Origin of the sequence: Streptomyces sp. NBC_01390 (assembly GCF_045040105.1) — a bacterium.
GTDB lineage: Bacteria > Actinomycetota > Actinomycetes > Streptomycetales > Streptomycetaceae > Streptomyces.
Map to the genome: position 1 here is coordinate 5532936 of NZ_CP109551.1, position 20077 is coordinate 5553012.

General features: G+C 70.7%; 21 protein-coding genes. 19 read left to right on the forward strand and 2 right to left on the reverse strand.

Features of this window, described 5'->3' with window-relative positions; all coding sequences use genetic code 11:
• Window positions 1–117: 117 nt before the first annotated feature.
• Complete coding sequence (locus tag OG241_RS24885; protein ID WP_405818019.1) at window positions 118–1242, reverse strand: serine/threonine-protein kinase; 1125 nt, start codon at window positions 1240–1242, stop codon at window positions 118–120.
• Between OG241_RS24885 and OG241_RS24890 the strand changes: the two genes are divergently transcribed.
• A complete protein-coding gene (locus OG241_RS24890; protein WP_405818021.1) occupies window positions 1235–1555 on the forward strand; it encodes a hypothetical protein in 321 nt (106 codons plus the stop codon). The genes OG241_RS24885 and OG241_RS24890 overlap by 8 nt on opposite strands.
• Window positions 1556–1633: 78 nt before the next feature.
• The gene (locus OG241_RS24895; protein WP_405818023.1) at window positions 1634–2002 is read left to right on the forward strand and encodes a DUF5655 domain-containing protein; all 369 of its coding nucleotides are present in this window, start codon (window positions 1634–1636) and stop codon (window positions 2000–2002) included.
• A 95-nt stretch (window positions 2003–2097) separates the two neighbouring features.
• Here OG241_RS24895 and OG241_RS24900 read toward each other — a convergent pair whose 3' ends face one another.
• Complete coding sequence (locus OG241_RS24900) at window positions 2098–2856, reverse strand: DNA-methyltransferase (protein ID WP_405818025.1); 759 nt, start codon at window positions 2854–2856, stop codon at window positions 2098–2100.
• A gap of 577 nt (window positions 2857–3433) precedes the next feature.
• Between OG241_RS24900 and OG241_RS24905 the strand changes: the two genes are divergently transcribed.
• The 17 genes from OG241_RS24905 (at window position 3434) to OG241_RS24985 (ending at window position 20046) form a co-directional block, all read left to right on the forward strand.
• Window positions 3434–4579, forward strand: coding sequence for a C40 family peptidase (locus OG241_RS24905; RefSeq protein ID WP_405818027.1), 1146 nt, complete (start codon window positions 3434–3436; stop codon window positions 4577–4579).
• Window positions 4580–4665: 86 nt separating this feature from the next.
• Window positions 4666–4974 carry a DUF6112 family protein gene (locus tag OG241_RS24910; RefSeq protein ID WP_318325517.1) on the forward strand — a complete coding sequence of 103 codons (309 nt, stop codon included), beginning with the start codon at window positions 4666–4668 and terminating at the stop codon, window positions 4972–4974.
• Window positions 4974–5663, forward strand: a complete 690-nt coding sequence (locus OG241_RS24915; RefSeq protein WP_405818029.1) for a hypothetical protein — start codon at window positions 4974–4976, stop codon at window positions 5661–5663. The genes OG241_RS24910 and OG241_RS24915 overlap by 1 nt, the downstream gene beginning before the upstream one ends.
• A 27-nt stretch (window positions 5664–5690) precedes the next feature.
• Window positions 5691–7085, forward strand: coding sequence for an ATP-binding protein (locus OG241_RS24920; protein WP_405818031.1), 1395 nt, complete (start codon window positions 5691–5693; stop codon window positions 7083–7085).
• Window positions 7086–7226: 141 nt separating this feature from the next.
• Window positions 7227–8699 carry an SCO6880 family protein gene (locus OG241_RS24925; protein WP_405818033.1) on the forward strand — a complete coding sequence of 491 codons (1473 nt, stop codon included), beginning with the start codon at window positions 7227–7229 and terminating at the stop codon, window positions 8697–8699.
• A 34-nt stretch (window positions 8700–8733) separates the two neighbouring features.
• The gene (locus OG241_RS24930) at window positions 8734–9186 is read left to right on the forward strand and encodes a DUF6238 family protein (RefSeq protein WP_405818035.1); all 453 of its coding nucleotides are present in this window, start codon (window positions 8734–8736) and stop codon (window positions 9184–9186) included.
• A 27-nt stretch (window positions 9187–9213) separates the two neighbouring features.
• A complete protein-coding gene (locus tag OG241_RS24935) occupies window positions 9214–10785 on the forward strand; it encodes an ATP-binding protein (protein ID WP_405818036.1) in 1572 nt (523 codons plus the stop codon).
• On the forward strand, window positions 10782–11303 hold the full coding sequence (locus OG241_RS24940) for a hypothetical protein (protein WP_405818038.1): 522 nt from the start codon (window positions 10782–10784) through the stop codon (window positions 11301–11303). The genes OG241_RS24935 and OG241_RS24940 overlap by 4 nt, the downstream gene beginning before the upstream one ends.
• Window positions 11304–11331: 28 nt before the next feature.
• Window positions 11332–12030, forward strand: coding sequence for a hypothetical protein (locus tag OG241_RS24945; RefSeq protein WP_405818040.1), 699 nt, complete (start codon window positions 11332–11334; stop codon window positions 12028–12030).
• A gap of 143 nt (window positions 12031–12173) precedes the next feature.
• Complete coding sequence (locus tag OG241_RS24950) at window positions 12174–13595, forward strand: hypothetical protein (protein ID WP_405818042.1); 1422 nt, start codon at window positions 12174–12176, stop codon at window positions 13593–13595.
• Entirely contained in the window at window positions 13522–14193 is a 672-nt protein-coding gene (locus tag OG241_RS24955; protein ID WP_405818043.1) for a hypothetical protein, read from the forward strand. The genes OG241_RS24950 and OG241_RS24955 overlap by 74 nt, the downstream gene beginning before the upstream one ends.
• Window positions 14194–14221: 28 nt before the next feature.
• On the forward strand, window positions 14222–14719 hold the full coding sequence (locus tag OG241_RS24960) for a hypothetical protein (RefSeq protein WP_405818045.1): 498 nt from the start codon (window positions 14222–14224) through the stop codon (window positions 14717–14719).
• Between the two features lie 65 nt (window positions 14720–14784).
• Window positions 14785–15294 carry a hypothetical protein gene (locus tag OG241_RS24965; RefSeq protein WP_405818046.1) on the forward strand — a complete coding sequence of 170 codons (510 nt, stop codon included), beginning with the start codon at window positions 14785–14787 and terminating at the stop codon, window positions 15292–15294.
• 118 nt (window positions 15295–15412) lie between these two features.
• Window positions 15413–16690: a hypothetical protein gene (locus OG241_RS24970; RefSeq protein ID WP_405818048.1), complete on the forward strand. Its 1278-nt coding sequence runs from the start codon at window positions 15413–15415 to the stop codon at window positions 16688–16690.
• Between the two features lie 5 nt (window positions 16691–16695).
• Window positions 16696–17958 carry an MFS transporter gene (locus tag OG241_RS24975; RefSeq protein ID WP_405818049.1) on the forward strand — a complete coding sequence of 421 codons (1263 nt, stop codon included), beginning with the start codon at window positions 16696–16698 and terminating at the stop codon, window positions 17956–17958.
• 77 nt (window positions 17959–18035) lie between these two features.
• Window positions 18036–19271 (forward strand): ATP-grasp domain-containing protein, encoded by a 1236-nt coding sequence (locus OG241_RS24980; RefSeq protein WP_405818051.1) that lies wholly within the window; start codon window positions 18036–18038, stop codon window positions 19269–19271.
• A gap of 97 nt (window positions 19272–19368) precedes the next feature.
• Entirely contained in the window at window positions 19369–20046 is a 678-nt protein-coding gene (locus OG241_RS24985; RefSeq protein WP_405818052.1) for a hypothetical protein, read from the forward strand.
• Window positions 20047–20077: the final 31 nt, after the last annotated feature.

Here is a 20077-nt window from a genome sequence, read left to right on the forward strand (position 1 = left end):
TCCTCACCCACGGCGCGCCTCGCACCGCTCACCATTCACGAATCGTATGGACAGCGTCCAAGCCGACCCCATACGCCCGTCCGCCTAGCTTCCCACCAGGCACTGACAGTTTGGCCATCAGAGCGCGGTATCCGCCGCGTACTCCACCCTCAGCTCATCCGCGACCCGCTTCGATGCCGGCGGCTTTACGGCCTTGGGCCTGGCCTTCGACTCCGCCTTTGGCTTCACGGCCTTCTCGGCGGAGTCGGGGGGCGGCTCGTCCTGCTCCGCCTCCTCCGGTTCCGCCTCAGCAGTTCCTCGCGGGCTGTCGAGCGGCGAGTCCAGACCCGCGTCGTCAGTGATCTCGGCCTGGTCCTCAAGCAGCTTCTCGAACGATGGGGACAACGGCTCTTTGGCCGCATCCGGCGTACCGCCCGCGGTCGTATGCGCGATCAGCGCGAGTCGTGCGTCGGCCGGCGCCTTTCCAGCGGCCTTCAGCAGCTTCGAGCATGCCTTTGAAACGTCATCCAGCGTCGGCCTGTCCTCGGGAACGTGGGCGAGCATGGAGGCGATCAGTGGCTTGAGCCCCCCGGGCACACCGCTCAGATCCGGGCCGATGTCAGGATTCGCCACCTGCACTGCGACGGCCTCCCACACCGCACCGTCGTACGGGTAGTGGCGCGCCGCCGCATACAGCAGAACCGTGCCCAGCGCGTACACGTCCGCGGCTGGCGTCACCTTCGGATGCCCGCTCGCCTGCTCCGGCGGCATACAGCGCACCGTCCCGATGATCATCCCGCTGTGGGACAGGGACTCCTTCGCGGCATCCATGAACGCACCGAGCCCGAAGTCGATGATTATGGGGCCTTCTGTGCCCATGATGACGTTCTGGGGCTTCAGATCCCGGTGGAGCAGCTCCGCGGCGTGAACGGCGTTCAGCCCCTCGGCGAGCAACGCGCCCAGACTGGCGACCAGCGGCAAGGGGAGAACGCCGTCCTGGTCCACGCAGGCCAGCAAGGTGCGTCCGGCCACGTACTCCATGGCCAGCCAGGGGCGGTCCGCGAACGGGTCGGCCTCCAGGAACCGCGCCACCCTGTTGGTACCGATCACGGTGCGCGCTATCAGCGCTTCCTTTTCGAAGCGGGCCCGCGTGACGGGGTCCAGCTTGTCGCTCCGGATCAGCTTCACCGCCACCGGCTGACCACCCGGTGTGTAAGCGAGGTACACCTCCCCCATGCCGCCCGAGCCCAGTTCCTTGGCCACGGTGTATCGGCCTATCCGCTCGGGCGTCCCCGTCATCTTCTGTTCAGCACTCCTCACACATGCCCATACGCCCAGCCAGGGTCCGGGACGCCTATCAAGCGTAGTCGCTCACGGTCTGGGTCATGGGCTGTCGTGGCTGGACTCGGCGCATCACGAGTTCGAGGCCCTGGTCAAGGAGAAGCTGGGTGCCGAGGCGGCTGAATCGATCGACTGGCGGAACCCGCGGATGGTCTGTATCGCGGCCAGCTTCTCGCACCACGACCGGGTCGCGGTGCACCGTCTGCACGAGCGGATCGACCTAGAAGACTGCTGAGCCTGCTGCTGATCGAGTCCACGCCTGGTTCTCCCGCTCCGGCTCGGCGGCAGCGTCGGGAGCGGGAGGTGGCGGCCGGTGCCGTCGGCGGTGACGGCAAGCCAGCTGTCGGCGACGGGCGCGGCTCCGGCTTGTCTACGGGACCTGTATGGCGAGCTGGACGAGGCCCTCACCGCGTGGGGCGAGGTGGAGGTGGCGCCGCTGCTGCACTACATCGCCTACCGGCGGATGGTGAACCTCGCCTCGGTGATCTTCCGCCCGAAGCACGAGGCGATCCTGGTCTATCTCAAGGTCGACCCGGACACGGTCGAGCTGGATGAGGGCTTCTCCCGCGACATGCGCGGCATCGGTCACCTCGGGACGGGCGACCTGGAGGTGCGGATCGCCTCTGCTGCCGACCTTGAGAAGGCGGGGCCTCTGATCCGTCGGGCGTTCGAGGCAGCCTGACGCAAGCGGACGGCGGCTGGAGCATCGGTGTCTCGATGCACCAGCCACCCTTCGGCGTCTGCGGTCCGTCGACCCCGGCCGGGTCGCTCTCACGCTTATGCCTCCGGCCCGGCCAGTACGAAGTCGTCCTGGGTCAGAGTGGGTTGCATTGCCTGCAACAGTCGCTGTTCTGCCACGTCGGCGTAGTGCGAGGACAGCTCGACGCCGACGAACTGCCGGCCCTCGCGCAGGGCGGCAACGCCTGTCGAGCCGCTGCCGGTGAACGGGTCGAGGACGGTGCCGCCTTCGGGGCAGATCTGCACGAGCTGCTGCATGATCTCGACCGGCTTCTGGGTGATGTGGACGCGGTCCTTGCGGGGCTGGGAGGCGATGAAGTGGCCGGGCAGGTAGAGGTCCCGGTTCTTGTCGAGGCTGCCCTTGACGCCCCAGGTGATGAACTCGGCCGACTGCTTGAACCCGCCCTTGCGGGGCCGGCTGGCGGGCTTGATCCAGGGGATCGTGCCGCTCCAGGTCCAGCCCGCCATCTGCAGGGCGTCGCTGGTGGTCGGCTCCTGGCGCCAGTCGGAGAAGACCATGGCGACGGAGTGCTCGGTCGCGGCCCGGTACGCCTCGGTGAGCAGCGCGGTCAGCCAGCTTCGGTAGCTCCGCTGGTCGCGGTTCTCTCCGGGGAAGTTCTGCAGGTCGTGCGCCGATCCGCTGGTGACGTACTTGGCGCGGGCGGTGCGGCCGGTGCGGTCCGAGCTGGTGCGTCCGCCGGAGTTGTACGGGGGGTCGGTGATGACGGCGTTGACGCTCTCGTCGGGGAGGGTCTTCAGCACGGTGAGGGCGTCGCCTCGGTGCAGCGTGTAGCTCATGTGCGGGGCCTCTTTCAGGCACGACGGGTCTGGGCCAGCTCCGGACGGCGGTCAACAGCGGCCGTTCGGAGTGGGGTTGCGCCGGAGGTTAGCCGCGTTTTCCGGCCGCGCATAACGAGCCTGTGCCGTGGTTCGGGCCCGGGTTCGGCGGTCGTTTGGTGCGGCCGGAATCCCGGTCTACTGTCTCGCCATGTCACCGAGGCGGAGCCCGGCTCCACCCACGCTGACCTGTGCCGATCCGTGTTGCCGCGTCCAAAAACGTGGCCCGGAAGGGCCGTTGACCCCCCGTTCCCGAAGCCGTGAGGAGACCCGTTGCACCGCCTGAGATTACGAGCGCGGCTGGCTGCCGCGCATGACCTGAGACCGGCGTCCGGGAGCTACCAACTCCCCTGACACGGGCCCGCCCTGAGAGGCGGATTCACATCGGCGCGGTGCCGACGGCTTTGCACGAGAAGTCGGCACCGCGCCTCCTGCGAACCCGAGGAGCCGCTGCGATGCAGCACGCCCTGATACGCCCACGCCCTGACCCAACTCCGTTGCCCGGCCGGGCTGTCCACCCCGGCGAACGGCAGCGGCGATGAAGAAGACCACCGGAACCGTCGTCGGTCTCGTCGCCTCCGGTCCACTGCTGCTGGCCGTTCCGATCCTCGGTATCGCGGCCGGGAGTGCCTCGGCCTCCTGCTCGACCGGCGGTGCACAGGCTGTGGATACCTCGGCCGTTGCCGCTCAGGTGAAGGCGATCCTGGACGGCGGCGACAAGGACACGGTCTCCGTGCCGGGCCTGGACGACCCGGCCGAGCAGGTGCCCAACGCCAAAACCATCCAGGCCACCGGTGTCGCGATGAACATCCCGGCCCGGGGCCAGATCGTGGCCCTGGCGACCGCCTTGCAGGAGAGCGGCCTGCGGAACCTGACCTACGGCGACCGCGACAGCCTCGGGTTGTTCCAGCAGCGTCCGTCGCAGGGATGGGGCACCGCGAACGAGATCCTCGACCCGGTGCACGCCTCTTCGAAGTTCTACGAGGCGCTGGAGAAGGTCTCGGGCTGGCAGTCCCTGTCCGTCACCCAGGCCGCCCAGACGGTGCAGAAGTCCGGCTACCCCGAGGCTTACGCGAAGTGGGAGCCCCTGGCCACCGCCTTGCAGCAGGCGATCGAGCCGCTGCTGTCGGAGGCCGGCGGCACGTCGCCGAGCCCTTCACCATCCGGCTCGGGCAGCACTGGCAGTCCTCCGGCGAGTACGGCGGGCGGCTGTACGAGCGGCGGGGACGGGACCGACTTCGGAACCATCCCGCCCGGCGCGGTGCCGGCCGGATACAAGATCCCGGCAGACGCTCCGCCGAAGGTCCAGACGGCGATCCGCTGGGCGCTCGGCCAGCTCGGCACCCCGTACCAGTGGGGCGGGAGCTGCACCGACTCCCACGGGCCCGACCCCATGGGCCGCTGCGACTGCTCCTCGCTGATGCAGCAGTCGTACAAGGCCGCCGGGGTCACCCTCACGCGGACGACGTACACGCAGGTCAAGGAGGGCAAGCCGGTATCGGTTGACGCTCTCCAGCCCGGTGACCTCGTCTTCACCGAGGGGACGGCCGAAGTCCCGGAACACGTCGGGATGGTCGTCGGCCAGGGGCTGATCATCAACGCCCCGCGCACCGGCGATGTGGTTCGCATCGCGACCGTCGCCTCCTGGAAATCGCAGATTCTCGCGGTCCGCCGAGTCGTCTGACCGGCGCTTCCCCCCTCCCCCTTTCCTTGCACCGCCGCTTCGCCCTCTCGGGCTTTGGCGGGCGTTAAATCGAACTGGAGTTCTCCATGTATCTCGCCGACAAGGTCATCCAGCTCGCCTACGACCCCGGGATCAAGCCGAACGATGGTGGTCTCCCCGGCTTGGCAGTCCTCAAGCAGGTGATGGGCTCGATCAACCTCTTCGGGATCATCGCCGTGGTCGGCGCGCTCGCCGTCAGCGCGGGCGTGTGGGCCTGGGGCCATCACTCCGGTGGCCACCAGGCCGAGGCCAGCGGCAAGAAGGGCGTGCTGGTCAGCGCTGGCGCGGCCCTCCTGCTGGGTGCCGCGAACGGTGTGGTGGCGTTCTTCAGCACGCTTGGGACGCAGGTCCACTGATGTCTCCCCGCTCCACGAACCCCGGCGGCGCATCTCGCGTGCGCCGCCGGGCGCTGCTAGGCACCGCTGTCCTGGTGATGCTCGTCGCCCTCGCCGGCCTGGCCGCCTACCTCACCCGCGACGGCAGGACCTCCTCCAAGGCTCCTGCACCGCAGGTGAGTTCGGCTTCCCCCTCCTCCCCGACCTCTTCTGCTTCCGCCTCGTCACCACCGCACGGGAGCCGCAGCACCCTGCCCGTGCCCCCGTCCACGCACGATCCGATCAAGTTCGGTAAGGCGGCAGCCGCAGCGCTGTGGTCCTACGACACCCGCGCGTACTCCCAGCATGAGCTGCTGACTGCCTTGCACGGGTGGCTGACCAACGAGAGGAAGTACGCCGACACCGCCTCGGTCGACGCGCTCGTCCCCTCGCGCGTGCTGTGGAAGGAGATGGCCGCCAACGGCCAGTTCGCCACCGCGACCGTGAACGAGGCGTACTTCCCCGACTCGTTCACCCAGGCCCTGCAGGCGGACCCCGGGGCGATCACCACCGCGTACGTCTACGCCGTGACGGTCTCCGGCAAACAGTCGATCGCCTGGAAAGGCTCGCCGCGCGGCGGCGCCGAGAACCGCGTCACCACCCTCGCGGTCCAGTGCCGCCCCTCCCAGCCCTGTGCCCTGGCCGGTGTCCTGCCGGCCGTCGCGCCCTGACCCCCACCCCAGAAAGGAGGTACCGCCATGGGAGTCTGCGACCTTCCGCTGATGGACAAGGTCTGCGGCGCCGTCGACTTCGCCACCAACCCCGCCGGGACCGTCACCGACGGCATCGGGGCGTGGATCGCGAAATCAGCGGGTGAGCTGGCCGCCAGCGCGGCCGACCTCGCAGCCAGGGCCGTCAACGAAACCACCGCCATCGATCTCAACGCCGGATGGTTCCGGGACAACTACGAGCTGCTGTTGCCCATCGGCCTCGCCTTGACCGTCGGCACGTTCTGCATCCAGTTGATGTTCGCGGCCTGGCGACGGGACGAACGCGCCCTCGCCCAAGCCGCGATCGGCACGATGACCGGCGTCCTCTTCTCCTTCTGCGCCGTCGCCTTCACCTCCGTGGCCATCACGGTGGTCGACGCTCTGTCCGACGGCCTGTTCCAAGCGGCCAACAGCTCGGTGGACGACGCGATCCGCCGCGTCATCAAGGTCAACCAGTTGGGGCCGATGTACGGCCTCGGCTGGACAGTCCCATCCCTGGTCGCCATCGGCTGCGCGATCGGCGCGTTCATGTACTGGGGCGTGATGGTCGCCCGCAAGGTCGGCGTCCTGATCATGGTCGCCCTCGCGGTCTTCGCCGGATCCGGCGGCGGCTGGGAGGTCGCCAAGCGCTGGCGGCGGGGCTGGATCGAGGCCACCGCCACCCTCGTCGTGTCGAAACTGCTGATGACCGTGGTCTTCCTGATCGGCGTCTCGGCGATGGGCAAGTCCGACGCCACGGATGGCATGGCCGCCCTGTCCGACGCGATGGCCGGCATCATCGTGATGGTCCTGGTCCTGCTCTGCCCGTACGCCACCTACAAGTTCGTCCACTGGGCGAGTGACGGCGGCGGACACGACGACCTGCACCGTACCGGCGTCGCCGGCATGGCGGTCGCCGCGGGGGCCGCGAAGACCGCGGGCAGCCTCGCGATGCAGGCCAGCACCGGCACCCCTGCTCCGCAGGGGCCGAGCAAGGTACCCGGCGCGGGCAGCGACGGTGTCGCCTCCGGCATCAACCCCACCGGCGGCAACCTGAGCAAGGAGGGCATCGACGCCGGACCCCCGAAGCCGCAGACCAGCTTCCGGTACGGCGAGGACCCGAACGCCTCCGGCGACAAGGGCCGCGCCCTGATCCAGCGCCCCGGCATCCCCGCGCTGATCACACGGCCTGCCGACACCGAAGCAGAAGGCTCCGAGGGGGGCGCTCCCTCCGCCGCCCAGCCCGCTGGCGCGTCGGCTCCGGGCAGCAGCCTGACCCGCGCAGGCGCCGTGCAGCCCAGCGGACCCGCCGCACCGCCGCCGCCCTCCACCGGTCCGCCGGCGACCGGCTCCCCGACCCCGACGAGCTGGGTCTACCCCAACCAGCCACCGTCCGGGTCCTGACCCACCACCACCCAGGGGCGGGCTGCATCCCTCCAGCCCGCCCCCCTCCCCCCACCACCCGAAACGGAGTCCTGCCATGACCTCCAGAAGAGCGCCGCGCCTTCCGCCCCTCCTCGCCCGCTCCCACCGTCTGGAACCGCCATGTCTGACAACCCCCAGGCCGAAGCCACCACGGCCACCGTGAAGTTCCCGCACCGCAGCAGGCGCGGCATCCTGCTCGGCCTGACCGCCCCGCAGCTGATCGTCGTGAGCCTCACCGGCCTGCTCCTGCTTGCCGTGATCCTCGCCCGTGGCGTGGTCGGCGCTCTCGAACTCATCCCGCTGTGGGCCGCCATCGCCCTGCTCGTCTTCGTTCGCCACCGAGGCCGAGCCCTGGCCGACTGGGCTCCGATCGTCACTCGGTATGTGCTCCGGCGGATGCGGGGCCAGTTGATCTGGCTCGTCCGGCCCTCCCGCCGCCCGGTCCGCGAAGGACTCCTCCACCTGCCCGGTACCGCTGCCAGCCTGCGCGTGGTCACCGCACCCGACCGCCGGTACGGCGCGGTCCACAACCCCCACACCGGCACGCTGACCGCCGTCGTCAAGGTGTCCTCCCACGCCTACGCGCTGCTCGACCCGGGCACCCAGAACGCCAACGTCAACGGCTGGGGACGCACGCTCGCCGCGCTCGCCCGCACCGGCCAGGTCGCCCGCATCCAGGTGATCGAGCGCACCGTCCCGGACTCCGGCGACGCCCTTCGCCGGTACTGGGAGGAGCACGGCCAGCCCGACGCCCCGGTGGCCGGCGCGATCTACAGCGAGCTGATCCAGAGCGCGGGCCCGGCTGCGGCTCCGCACGAGGCGTACGTCGCGGTCTCGCTGGACGCCAAGGCCGCACGACGCCTGATCAACCAGGCCGGAGGCGGTCTGACCGGGTCCTTCAGCGTCCTGGCGCAGCTGACCTCGACCTTCGACCAGGCCGCGCGCACCGCCGGGCTCAACCCCACCGGCTGGCTCACCGCCCACGAGATCGCGGCCGTCGTGCGAACGGCATACGACCCCAAGGCCCTTGCCGCACTGGACCGTTGGTCCTCCTCCGGGCGTCCCGAGGCCGACCCCGCCGCTGCCGGCCCGGTCGTGGTCGTCGAGAAGTCGGACCACATCGCGACCGACTCCGCCGTCCACTCCACGTACTGGGTGGAGAACTGGCCCCGCACCGAGACGTCGGCGGGCTTCCTGCACCAGCTTCTGTTCACCGCCGGGGTGCGCCGGACCCTGTCGCTGTCGTACGAGCCGAAGGGGCTGGACGCCGCACTGCGCGATGTCCAGCGCAAGAAGGCTTCGGTCATCGCAGACGCCTCTGAGCGCGCCCGGCGCGGCCAGGTCGACTCCGAAGCGGACTCGATCGAGTACCAGGACATCAAGTCCCGTGAACGCCAGCTCATCGCGGGCCACGCGGATGTCGCCCTGACCGGCCTGCTGACCGTCTCGGCCGACTCCGAGGAGGAGCTGCGGTCCGCCTGCGCGGTCGTGGAGACCGCGGCGGTCGGCGCCCAGATCGACCTCCGGCCGCTCACCTGGCAGCAGGCCGAAGCGTTCACCGCCGCCGCCATGCCGCTCGCCCTCGCCGCCTGATGCCGGCCCTCCTCCCTTCCGAAAGAGCACCCCCATGTCCCGCACCGCCAGCCCGACCGCGCAGGACTTCGTGCCCTTCGCCACCGCCGCGCTCGACTTCCACCGCGCGCTCAACGTGCCAGGCGGTCCGCTCGTCACCACCCGCGCCGAGCTTGACGCCCTGCACGCCCACCTCATCTCGCTGCACGGCCTGCTCGACGCCCACGCCGCCCGCACAGGCCAGCTCGTGCCGATCGAAGGCGACCAGCTCCGCGCCGCCCGCACCCGAATCTGGCAGGCCGCCGACCACGTCCACGCCGCTTACCACGCGGCACCTCGGCCGGACTCCGGCGAGGTCCCCGACCGCGAGGCGTGCCAGGCCGGCCTGCCAGAAGGCGCACCGGAGCTGACCATCTGCCAGCGCCACCAACTCACCGCGCACCTGGTCCGCCGCCGCACCACCCCGGCCGACCTCCACGCGCCGTTCACCGGCCTCGTCCGCCACTGACCCTGCCCTCCGTCTGGAGAAACGTTCATGCCCCGCATCCGTGCCAGCGCCTCCCACCTGTTCGTCCCCCGCAAGGCATCGCGTGCCGAGCAGCGAACCGCCCGCGCCGGTTTCGCCGAGGCCCGCCGCCAGGCCCGACTCGCCGGAGCCCCGCCCAAGCGCCGCAACGAGGAAACCCTCGACCCGGAGCTGCGGCCCACCTATCCGCCGTCCGGACGCCCCGGCCCCTCCTCGGCACGCGGCGGCAAGCTCAGCCTGCCCGCCCACCGGATGACCACCGCCACCGTCAGCGGCGCCTATCCCTTCCTCGCGGAAGGCGGACTGGGCGCGGAAGGCATCTTCATCGGTCGCGATGTCCACGCGGAGGCGGCGTTCTGCTACGACCCTTTCTCGCTGTACAGCAGCGGCCGGATCGAGGGCTTCACCAATCCCAACGCGGTCCTGGCGGGGATCATCGGCATGGGCAAGTCGGCGCTGGCCAAGTCCATCGCGACCCGGGCGATTGCGCACGGATACCGGGTCTACGTGCCCTGCGATCCCAAGGGCGAGTGGACGGCCGTCGCGCAGGCCCTCGGCGGCTACAGCATCGCGCTCGGACCAGGCCTCCCGGGCAGGCTGAACCCCCTGGATGCTCCGGCCCGGCCCGCCTCGGTGAGCGAGGACGACTGGTCGACCGAGGTCCGCAAGCGCCGCCTCCTGCTCCTGGCCGGCCTCGCGCGCACCGTGCTGAAGCGCGATCTCCAGCCGATGGAGCACACGGCCCTGGATCTCGCGCTGGACCTGGTCGTCACCGAGGCCGAGGCCAGGGGCACCGTGCCGCTGCTCGGCGAGATCGCGCACACCCTCGGCTCGCCCGAGCGCCTCGACCGGGCCCTCGGCGACCAGGCCGGGCACATGGGGCCCGCCGCACAAGACCTCGCACATGCCCTGCGCCGTCTGGTCCACGGCGACTTGAGCGGCATGTTCGACGCGCCCTCGACCGTGGCCTTCGACCCGACCACCCCGATGCTGTCGATCGACCTCTCCCGCCTCGGCGGCTCGGGCGACGACACCGCGCTGGTCCTCGCGATGACCTGCGCGAGCGCCTGGATGGAGTCCGCGCTCGCCGACCCGGACGGCGGCCGACGCTGGGTGATCTACGACGAGGCATGGCGCGTGATGAGGCACGTCGGCCTCCTGGAGCGCATGCAGAGCCAGTGGAAGCTCAGCCGAGGTCTCGGCATCGCCAACCTGATGGTCATCCACCGCCTCAGCGACCTACTGAGCGCGGGCGACGCCGGCTCGCGCGGCCGGGTGCTGGCCGAGGGCCTCCTCGCCGACTGCAGCACCCGCATCATCTACCGCCAGGAGCCCGACCAACTCGCCGCCGCCGCCTCGCTGCTCGGCCTGACCGGCGTCGAAACCCAGGCCGTGTCCGCCCTGACCAAGGGCCGAGGCCTGTGGAAAGTTGCAGGTCGGAGCTTCATCACCCAGCACATCCTGCATCCAACCGAGCGCGAGCTGTTCGACACCGACGCCCGCATGTCCGCCAAAAGCGCCGAGTTCACTGCAACTGACCGCTTCTCAATTCCCATGCAGCGCACGGAGGTGCGGCAGTGAGTCTACGTGGGGTCGCGGGTTCCCGGTCCGGGGTTGTCCCCGGTCTGCGGTTCGGTGTGGTCGAGAACGCCGCCCCGCCCCAGCGCCACCCCACGACGGGCCCGACCGCGAGTCCGGACAGCGGCTCACCGGCCACTGACTGGAACGACCGCCTCGCCGCAGCCCAAACCGAGGAGTTCACCGGCCTGTTCCACGAGGCCGTTACGGAGGACTTCGGCGCGGTGGCCCGCCTGCACCAGATGCTCGAAACCGCCTCCGAGTGGTGCCGCACCCACGGCGCCCGAAGCAGCGCGTCCGAGTTGGACGCCATCGTCTCCCGGCTGACCGACCTCGGCGAGGAGCTGCATCTCGTCGCAGAGAACGTCGACCACGAGATCTGCTCCCGGTCGCACCAAGCGGCAGCAGCGGCCCGCCTCTCGCCAGCAGCGTCGGCCCGGGGGACTTCCCCCGGCCAGCAGAGCGACGCTCCTGCTCCGGTCCCACCATCGGCCACGCGCTCGCTGCCGCGTTCGCGGTGAGGCACCCGTACAGGATCGAGGAACAACCATGCCCACCTCTCCTAACTCCCCCGCCACCCCTGACAGCCAGCCGCAAGATGCCAGCGAGCGGGCGGTATGGCGGGCGCGCGTCCAGGCCCTGGCCTCCGCCGCCGATGGCATCACGCAGGCTTCGGACCAGTGGGACGCAGTCTCCGACTCGTACTGCGACGAAGACGGCTGGCCCGTCGACGAAACCGGGTACGCCGACGGCAAAGTGGCCCGGGACGCCGCCGCCTGGGAGCACGTCGAGACCTTCCTGACCCACGGCCCCGAAGTCCTCGCCGGTGTACGGGCCGCCGCGCAACCGACCGACTACCTCGACGGTCCGATCAGCGCCGACCTACTGCGCCTGCGGGGGATCGACTCCGTACTGGAGCGAGCAGGCGAGATCCGCCGCGAGTGGGATCAAGTCATCGCGCTCATGGAGGGGTCCATGCCCGGGTCGCGGGAGCTCTACGAGGAACGAGCCCGCGAGATCCGCAACTCCGAAGGCTGGCACTACGCCGACGAACTCAGCTACAGCGGAGCGGCGTTGGCCAGGGCTGCCGATCACCTGACCGACCGGATCGGCGTCGACCAGTCTGCGCACACCGGGCGTGTCCAGGCGGCCCTGGCCCGATCCGCCTCCGGCCAGCGCGGTGCCTCTCCCACTTCGCCGGCCGGCTCGGCGGCGTCTGACCCCCCTGCCGTGCGCCGCTCGCGCTGACGCCTCTAGCACCGATTTCCGGCGAGGCCAAACCGTCCGATCGCCGGATCCTCAACGAACGCCACTACCCCTACAGTCCCCGCCCGGCTGCGGCTTCCCGCCGTCGTCGACCGCTGGGGACGGCCGGCCACGGAGAAGCCCACATGCGCCCCGATCAGACACTGGTCACCCTCCAACGCGAGGGCACCCGCATCACAGCGCGCACCAGCGAACCCGTCATCCAGGAAGCCGCCGCTGGCACGTCGGAGCATGACCACCCGTACAGCCACTTGACCACGCCGCTTCGGCGGCGCGGCCTGGCCTGCACCGTCGAGTTCGGCATCAGTGACTACATCGTCCACGCCGAACTCCCCGACGGCAGCGCCCTGATCATCTCTCCGCCCCAGGAACCGCCCACCGACCGCCCGCCCGGGTATCCGGAGAGCTGGTTGGTGACGCGCGGGCATCCCGATGGCTCCGCGCTCCACGAGGTGATCTACGACTCGGAGGCCCACGGCCCTCACGCCCGGCATGGCGGCAGCGTCCCCCGCCTGCTCGCTGCCATCGACGCGCGCCTGGATCAGCTCGGCCTGCCGCCCCGACCGGAACCGCGGCGACCTGCCCAGGAGAGCGGTGCCGACGCGGTTCTCCATCGTGCGGGCTTCGTCCCCGTCGTGCTGTTCCGCGAGCGCTTCCACCGGCTGCCCTCCGCCATGACCGACCCGGTCGAGCAGCGACACATGGTGACCCGGGCCTTCGACATGCTGCAGGCCGAGGGCTTCGACGTCTCGTGCAACCCCGACCTGCTCGACCCCAGCCGGCCGCCCCCTGGCGATCACGGGCTCAGCCTCGGCGACCGGCTCGGCCACCTGACCCAATCCATCCAGTCGGCGGCACATACGAGCGAGGCCGTCGCCGCACTGAGCGAGCTGACCGCTCCCGGTGACGGAGTTCTCCAGCGCGTCGTCGAGTCCCTCAACACGACGGCCGACTGGTGGGAGGGCCTGGGCGCACCCGCCGATCCCCACTACGCGAACCGCCTGCGCTACATCACCAAGAAGCTCGACTCCTACACGCTCGAAATTCGGTCCATGCGCGGCGACCTGGCCGACCGGCACACCGACCACCCCGACAGGGTCCAGGCCCGGGTGGACCGAGTCGCCCCGGAAGAACCGGCCGCGCCCCGAGTCGCCGCCGCTCTCGCGGTCTCACCGACCGCACGGCGCACGACCCCAGCCGCGCTGCCGTCAGCTTCACCCGTACGTCCCGCCCTGCCTCCCGCCCGACCCTCGTCCGCACCCGGTCGCTTACCGCTGCCCAGCTTGGAGCCCGCCATGTCCCGCACCAGCAGAACCATCCCCGCCAACGACCGTCCCTCTCCCCCTGCCCGCACCGGATGGATCCGCTATGCCCACCCCCGAGCACGACCCGCTTCCCGACATCGCAGTCGGCCGCCACCCCGACTTCGGCATCGTCGCCTCCAACCCGAAGCAACTGGCCGCAAGCACCTGGATGTTGAAGGGATTCGACTTCCACCCCGTCCCCGACCATCCCAACCTGTACGCGCTGGCCAACCAGCAGCGTGATGGGCAGGACCGCGCCACACGGGCCGTCGCACTGCTGCGCAAGGCCGGCTACCAAGTTGATGTGGACGCCGCGTTCGACCCCTCTCTGGCCTCCGTACCAGCGCCCGCCCGCGACCGGCCCCCGCGCGCTGAGCCGGACGTCGCGTTCGCCGAGCATCCGCAGCTCGGCGTGGTCGCCGCCACCGCCGACGGTTCCTCCGCTCTCGGCGGCCCACTCATCCTGGAAGAGCACGGTTGGCGGCATAACCCGAGCCTGGACATCTACACGCTGCCCATCACCACCGACCGCGGCCAGGCGCTCGGCAAGGTAGCTCAGGCCACCATGGCGATGCAGCGGTCCGACCTCCAGGTAGCCGTGCAGCCCGCCCTCGCCCGGGACATCAGCGCACGCCACCCGCCCGCACCGTCGGCGGCAGCGCGCCATGAACGCGGCCCGGACGTCGCCCCCCGCCGGTTCCCTGTCATGAACGCCGCCGCGCTCGCCGCCAGTCCCGCCCGCGCCAGCCTGCCCGGCAAACCCCCGGTCCCCACGCCCGCCGCCTCCGTCCCGGCTTCCCGCCCGGTGGACCCGCGCGTGGCGTTCTCCCGCACCCCCTGACATCCAACACCCGTAAGGAAAAGCTCCCATGGCCGTGAAAACCATCTGGCACATCGACTTCTCGTGCGGGCACAGCGGCGCCCGTGACCTGTCCGACCGGGCGGCCGACCGCCGCGCGGGCTTCGCCGAGTGGCTCGCCAAGCAGGAGTGCACCGATTGCTGGCGGTCCGCAAAGGAGGGCGATGAGCAGGACAAGGCCGCCTGGCTGGAGGCCAAGCGCGCCGAAGAGCAGGCCGAGTCCGATGCCTGGTCAGAGCAGTACCGGATGCCGCCCCTCGAAGGCCGCGAGCGCGCCATCGCGTGGGGCGTGCGCTGCCGCCACCAGGTCCTGGCTGCCGCCTACACCGCTCTGGTCCTCGAAGGCGAGAGCAGCGAGGCGGAGTGGGAGGAGATCGAGGAAACGGCTCGCACGATCACCCGCGCCGGGTGGTGGATCGACCAGCGCTCCTCCGAGCCCGGCGACCTGACCGAGCTGCTCCAGGCGGCCACCGTAGCCGACCGGCCCACCGAGAACCCCCACTTCTGACCACCCCGGTGCCCTGCCCCGTCGGGGCACCGGATCCCTCTCCCTGCCAGTGATGCGGATATCCCATGCTCGAGTACCCCCTGCGCTGCGATGTGCGGCGCACCGAGAGCACCACCGATCTGCTCGCCGACCTCCACCGCAGCGAGCCTGGCTTCGCCCCCTACCTACTCACCGCCTGGTCGCCGGAGTTGACCGCCCAGGACACCGTCGTCCTGCCGTACTTGGCGCTGCTGCTCGACGAGCCCCTCGCCTTGCGGAAACCACGGACCGGACACACCGCGTCCCAGCGGATCACCTGGCACTGCGCGATCCGCAACACCACCGGCGTGGAACTCAACGACGACGACTGGTTCGAGCTGACGCGCGAGGTCCTCGACGCCACCGGCATCGAGCCGGACGACGACCCGGCCGCCTGCCGGTGGGCCGCCCTGCGCAACCAGGCCAACGGACTCGACATCATCGCCACCGTCATCCGCCAGGACGGCCACTGGGCCCGGCTGCACAACGACGCGTACTTCGCGCGCTCCGCCTGCGCGGACTTCGCCTACGACCACGGCCTCGACGAGCCGCGGTGACCGCAGGCGTCTATCACCCATCTCCGGCCGGGCCAAATCGTGGATTCTGCGGATCCTCTCTCCCTGACGGCCCGGCCACCCGGGCTCCCGTTCGCCACTCCCCTTCGAGGTAGACGCCGTGATCGCCCACCTGCAGCGCGCCAGCCACACCGCTGGTCTGCTCACGTATCTGTACGGGCCGGGCGAGCGCGGCAACCACACCAACCCCCGCCTGATCGCGGGGGACGGCCACGGCGCCCCCATCGAGATGCTCGCCCAGCCCGACGCGCTGTCGTACCTCGCCCACGCCCTCGACGCACCCGTCGAGCGTCTCGGGGCCCGCGCGCCCGAGCGGCCGGTGTGGGTCTGCTCGGTCCGCTCCGACCCCCGACACCCCGACCTGACCGACTCTCAGTGGGCCGAGGTGGCCCGCCGGGTGGTGGCGGTCACCGGCATCGCCCCGGACGGCGATCCGGACGCCTGCCGATGGATCGCCCTGCGTAACCAGCCCCACCGGGTCTACGTCGTGGCCACTCTCGCCCGCGAGGACGGCAGCCTCCACAACGCCTATCGCGATGCCTTCCACCTGCAGACCGAGTGCCACCGCATCGCCACCGAACTCGGCCAGCTGCCCCCGGCCCCACGCCCAACACCCCGCGCTCAGGAGAGCCACGTGCCTGCCCCCTACATCACCATCCACACCGAGCCCAGCGGCAGTGTCTCGGCGAAGGGCGCCAGCGACGACTTGTCCGCCACGCTCCTCAAGCACGCCGGTTTCCAGCAGATCGAGGACTGGTACGGCCGCCGCCACCGCCTGCCGACCACCACCCCGGCCGCTGACCGCGCCGCCGTCGCCTCCCACGCAGCCGAGATGCTCCGCGCCGCCCGGTACAACGTCGACCTGGACCCCGACCTCGACACCAGCCGGTTGACCACCCCGGCCAACCCTCTCGGGCTCTACATCGCCGGAGCCGAAGTCCTGCGGCTGACCGACCAGATCAGGGCCGCCGAGAACGGTGCCGGCCTTGCGCAGGCAGTCGATCACCTCCTTCATCCCGAGCACGGCGTCCTGGAACGCGTCCGGGAAGCGCTGGAGACGGCATGCGAGCAGATCACCGACCTCGACGACGAGGCGTACGCGCTGGCCGACCGGTTCGGCTTCGCTGCGGAGTTCGTCAGCTCGGCGCAGTCGGAACTCGTCGGATCGGATACCGAGTTGCGCCGTGTCGGCGACTCGCAGCAAGACCAGGTGGAGGTGCGAGCGGAGTCCCCAGCCCCCACGGGCTCCCGAAGTGCGGCTCTCGCCACGTCGCCCGCAGCGGCCAAGGCCAAGGCGTCCTCAACGCTCGGCGCTGGAGCACCGGAGGTCGGCGCGGCCGTACATCCGTCGCAGCTCCCCGGTCACCGGACCCGGTGACCCCGATGCTCTCCTCCCGTACTCCCTCCGCCAGCCTGCCGCGCACCTACCTCATGCGGGCCACCGACGCTCTGGCCAGCGCGACGGCCACCTACGCGATCCCACTTCTGGTTCTGATCACCACCGGCTCCACCGCTCTGACCGGTCTTGCGTTCCTGCTGGAGTGGACGCCGCGCCTGGCCGCCTTCGCCTTCGCCGGATCACTGGTCGACCGGTGGGGTGCCGGCCGCGTCTTCCGAGCGTCCAACCTTGTCCGTACCGCCGTGGTCGCGCTAGCCGGTGTGGTGCTGCTGGCCCTCCCCGGCGCCGGAGCTGCGACCACCTGCGTGGTCCTGGCGTTCGGGGCTGCCTCCGGGCTGCTGGCGGAGGTCTCCTTCGTCGCGGTGGAGACTCTCGGTGCCGAGGCCAGCCGCCGGTTGGGCGATGCCGCGCACCGTGTCCAGGCCGTGCAGACCGGGATCGACCAGGGCGCGGTGCTCGTGGGTCCGCTCCTAGGTGGTCTGTTGTTGTTGGCGGGGCCGACCGTGCTGCTGACCCTGGTCGCGGCATTGGCTCTGACCGCCGCCGCGACCACGCCGAGCGGCGGAACCGTGGCGGATCACCGCCCGGTGCCCAGCAGTCTTCTGACCGGGTGGCGGACCCTGCGCCGTACCCCGGCACTTTCCTGGCTGGTCGGCGGTTTGGCCGCCTCCAACTTGGCCACCGGTGTCCTGCAGGCCGCTGCCCCGATCATGGTCATCCACCACTTCCACTACTCCACCGCCGCCGTAGGTGCGGTCTGGAGCGCGGCAGCCGTCGCCTCCCTGACCGCCGTGTGGGCCACCCGCCGGGCGATCGACCGCTTCCAGGTCTGGCCGGTAGGCGCGGTGGCCGCCGCTGCCTCGACGGCAGCCTGCCTGGCGACCGCCCTGGCCCCGAGTTTCACCGCCTACACCGCGGCGGTGGCGGTGGTCATGGCTGGCGACGGCGCGCTGACCGTCATCCTGCGTACGCTGCGCTCCCGCCTCATCCCCGCCCAGGCGTTCGGCTCCACTCTGGCAGTGACGATCATCCTGGTGCTGCTGCCCCTTCCCCTGGCCGGATCCCTGATCACGGCCGTTCCCACCGCTGAACTTCCGCACCTGTTGCTGGCGTGCGCCGTCCTGCAGGGGCTGGCACTGGGCGGGTGCTTCGGCAGCCTGCGTCGGCACCGAGCCGCCTGCGAACGGTCCCACCCGCAGGTCCCTGTGCTCCAGGAGGAGCCAGTCCAGCCAGCGAACGCACCGTGACCAGCGGCTCAACGGCTCGGTGAATCTCGACCTTTCTTCCCCTTCACACCCAACTCCCGCCCTACGGAGGCTGTCCCATGTCCCGATCCACTCGTATCGGTGATCCGCTGCTGATAGTCGTCGGCGGGACCGACCCCGTATACCGGGGCTACTGCGTCGAGCAGGCCGCTGCCGCATATCCGATCGCGCTGATCGACGCCAAGCCGCCGACCTGGCAGCAGCACCTGGTCGTCGACCACGAGGTCGCCGACACCCACGACCCGGCGGCCGTGGTCGCCGCTGGCCTGGCCCTGGCCGAGCGCCATCCCATCGCCGGAGTCGTCACCTGGGACGAGTACGCCCTGGTCCCGTCCGCAGAACTCGTCGCCCGCCTCGGGCTTGCGGGCAACAGCGTGGCGTCGATGAACGCCTGTCGGGACAAGGCGACCAGCCGCCGTCGGTTCGCCGAAGAGCAGGTGCCGTCGGCGACGTCCACCCGTGTCGGAACCCTGGCCCAGGCGACGGCTGCCGCGCACCGCACAGGCTTCCCTGTCGTCCTCAAGCCCTCCTCACACGCGGCCAGCATCGGTGTGATTCGCGTCGACAATCCGCAGGAGCTGCCCACTGCCTGGGAGTTCGCCTCCGCCGGAGCCGGTGAGCAAGGACCGGAGGGCAGCGGTGTGCTGGTCGAGGAGTACCTCTCCGGGCCGGAGATATCGGTGGAGTGCGTCACCCAGAACGGCATCACGACGGCGCTGGCCGTCACCCGCAAGGAGGTCGCCTTCCCGCCGTACTTCGAGGAGGTTGGTCACACCGTCACTGCCGGAGACCCGCTCCTGCCCGAGGTCGCCCCCGTCGCCGTCCAGGCGGTGCGGGCGCTGGGCGTCACCGACGGCGTACAGCACGTGGAGATGCGCCTCACCGCCTCCGGCCCGCGGATCATTGAGGTCAACTCCCGTATCGGCGGCGACCTGATCGGCAAGCTCGTCCACCTGGCCACCGGCCTCGACCTGCCCCGGATCGCCGCCGACGTCGCCTGCGGCAAGGTGCCCGCCCTCACGCCCCCGACGCACACCACCGCCGCGATCAAGATCCTTTATCCCCCAGCCACCGGCACCCTCTCCGCACGGCACCTGTCCGTCGAGCCCGATGACCCGTGGCTGCGCCAGGCAACCTGGCTGCGCGCCATCGGCGACCGGGTCGCCCTGCCACCGGAGGGAAATCTCGACACCAAGCGGGTCGGTTTCTTCATCGTCACCGCCGACAGCCCCGCCGCCGCCCACGACCAACTGGAGGCCCTGACCGAGGGGCTGACTCTGGCGGTCACGGCGTGAACCGAGCGCTGTCTCCATCCGCCATCAGACCGGCCAAGGGCCGAGGGGCCTATCCACCTGGGTGGCACCGATCCAACACCACGACCGAGGAGGAATAGTGCCCGAGTTCTACCCGAGCATCGGCGAGGCCATCGGCGCCGCGATGCAGCACAACATCCGGCTTGCCCACGGCGGCGAGGCGTCCGGCTCCGACACGCCCCTGCAGATCCGACACCTGCCCCACCCGTCGGCCGACCCGTACTCCGTCCCGGGGATGATCACCCGGCTCACCGAGACAGCAACTCCCCAAGAGGTCGCCGAAATCATCGAGGAGATCAACGGCACCCTGGTCGGAGCCCTCCCACAGCTGACCGAACTCGTCGCCGCAGCAGCCGACTGGACCCGAGCCCGCCTGACCTTCGAGAACCCGCACCACAACCCGACCTTCGATACGTGGACACGGCTGGCCGCCGCCACCCACATGCTGCGGGACGTCCAGGAGGAGCTGGAGGCCGCCGAGGACATGATCGCCGCGTGCCCTGCGGAACTCAGCGACCCCAAGTACCGCGACGAGATGCCTGCCCTGCGGACCAGGGAACTGCTCAGCGACGTCCTCGGCGACGACGCGGTCGCGGATACCGAACCGTCCGCCGCCCAGAACACGGAAGCGGACCGCCAGCGAGCCGCCCGCGCATCCTCCCCGCACGCCGCCACCCAGCGGACCGCACTCTCCGCCGACGCGACGTCCGAACCACCTGCCAGCGCCCCGCCGCCCCGGTCGCCGCGCACCCGATGACCTCGGCCTGACCTCGACCGCCGGCCCCCTT

Excerpts from the sequence above, each read along its gene's own strand:
- OG241_RS24900 (WP_405818025.1), bottom strand. The coding sequence starts at position 2,856 with ATGAGCTACACGCTGCACCGAGGCGACGCCCTCACCGTGCTGAAGACC.
- OG241_RS24905 (WP_405818027.1), top strand. The coding sequence starts at position 3,434 with ATGAAGAAGACCACCGGAACCGTCGTCGGTCTCGTCGCCTCCGGTCCA.
- OG241_RS24910 (WP_318325517.1), top strand. The coding sequence starts at position 4,666 with ATGTATCTCGCCGACAAGGTCATCCAGCTCGCCTACGACCCCGGGATC.
- OG241_RS24915 (WP_405818029.1), top strand. The coding sequence starts at position 4,974 with ATGTCTCCCCGCTCCACGAACCCCGGCGGCGCATCTCGCGTGCGCCGC.
- OG241_RS24920 (WP_405818031.1), top strand. The coding sequence starts at position 5,691 with ATGGGAGTCTGCGACCTTCCGCTGATGGACAAGGTCTGCGGCGCCGTC.
- OG241_RS24925 (WP_405818033.1), top strand. The coding sequence starts at position 7,227 with ATGTCTGACAACCCCCAGGCCGAAGCCACCACGGCCACCGTGAAGTTC.
- OG241_RS24930 (WP_405818035.1), top strand. The coding sequence starts at position 8,734 with ATGTCCCGCACCGCCAGCCCGACCGCGCAGGACTTCGTGCCCTTCGCC.
- OG241_RS24935 (WP_405818036.1), top strand. The coding sequence starts at position 9,214 with ATGCCCCGCATCCGTGCCAGCGCCTCCCACCTGTTCGTCCCCCGCAAG.
- OG241_RS24945 (WP_405818040.1), top strand. The coding sequence starts at position 11,332 with ATGCCCACCTCTCCTAACTCCCCCGCCACCCCTGACAGCCAGCCGCAA.
- OG241_RS24950 (WP_405818042.1), top strand. The coding sequence starts at position 12,174 with ATGCGCCCCGATCAGACACTGGTCACCCTCCAACGCGAGGGCACCCGC.
- OG241_RS24955 (WP_405818043.1), top strand. The coding sequence starts at position 13,522 with ATGTTGAAGGGATTCGACTTCCACCCCGTCCCCGACCATCCCAACCTG.
- OG241_RS24960 (WP_405818045.1), top strand. The coding sequence starts at position 14,222 with ATGGCCGTGAAAACCATCTGGCACATCGACTTCTCGTGCGGGCACAGC.
- OG241_RS24965 (WP_405818046.1), top strand. The coding sequence starts at position 14,785 with ATGCTCGAGTACCCCCTGCGCTGCGATGTGCGGCGCACCGAGAGCACC.
- OG241_RS24975 (WP_405818049.1), top strand. The coding sequence starts at position 16,696 with ATGCTCTCCTCCCGTACTCCCTCCGCCAGCCTGCCGCGCACCTACCTC.
- OG241_RS24980 (WP_405818051.1), top strand. The coding sequence starts at position 18,036 with ATGTCCCGATCCACTCGTATCGGTGATCCGCTGCTGATAGTCGTCGGC.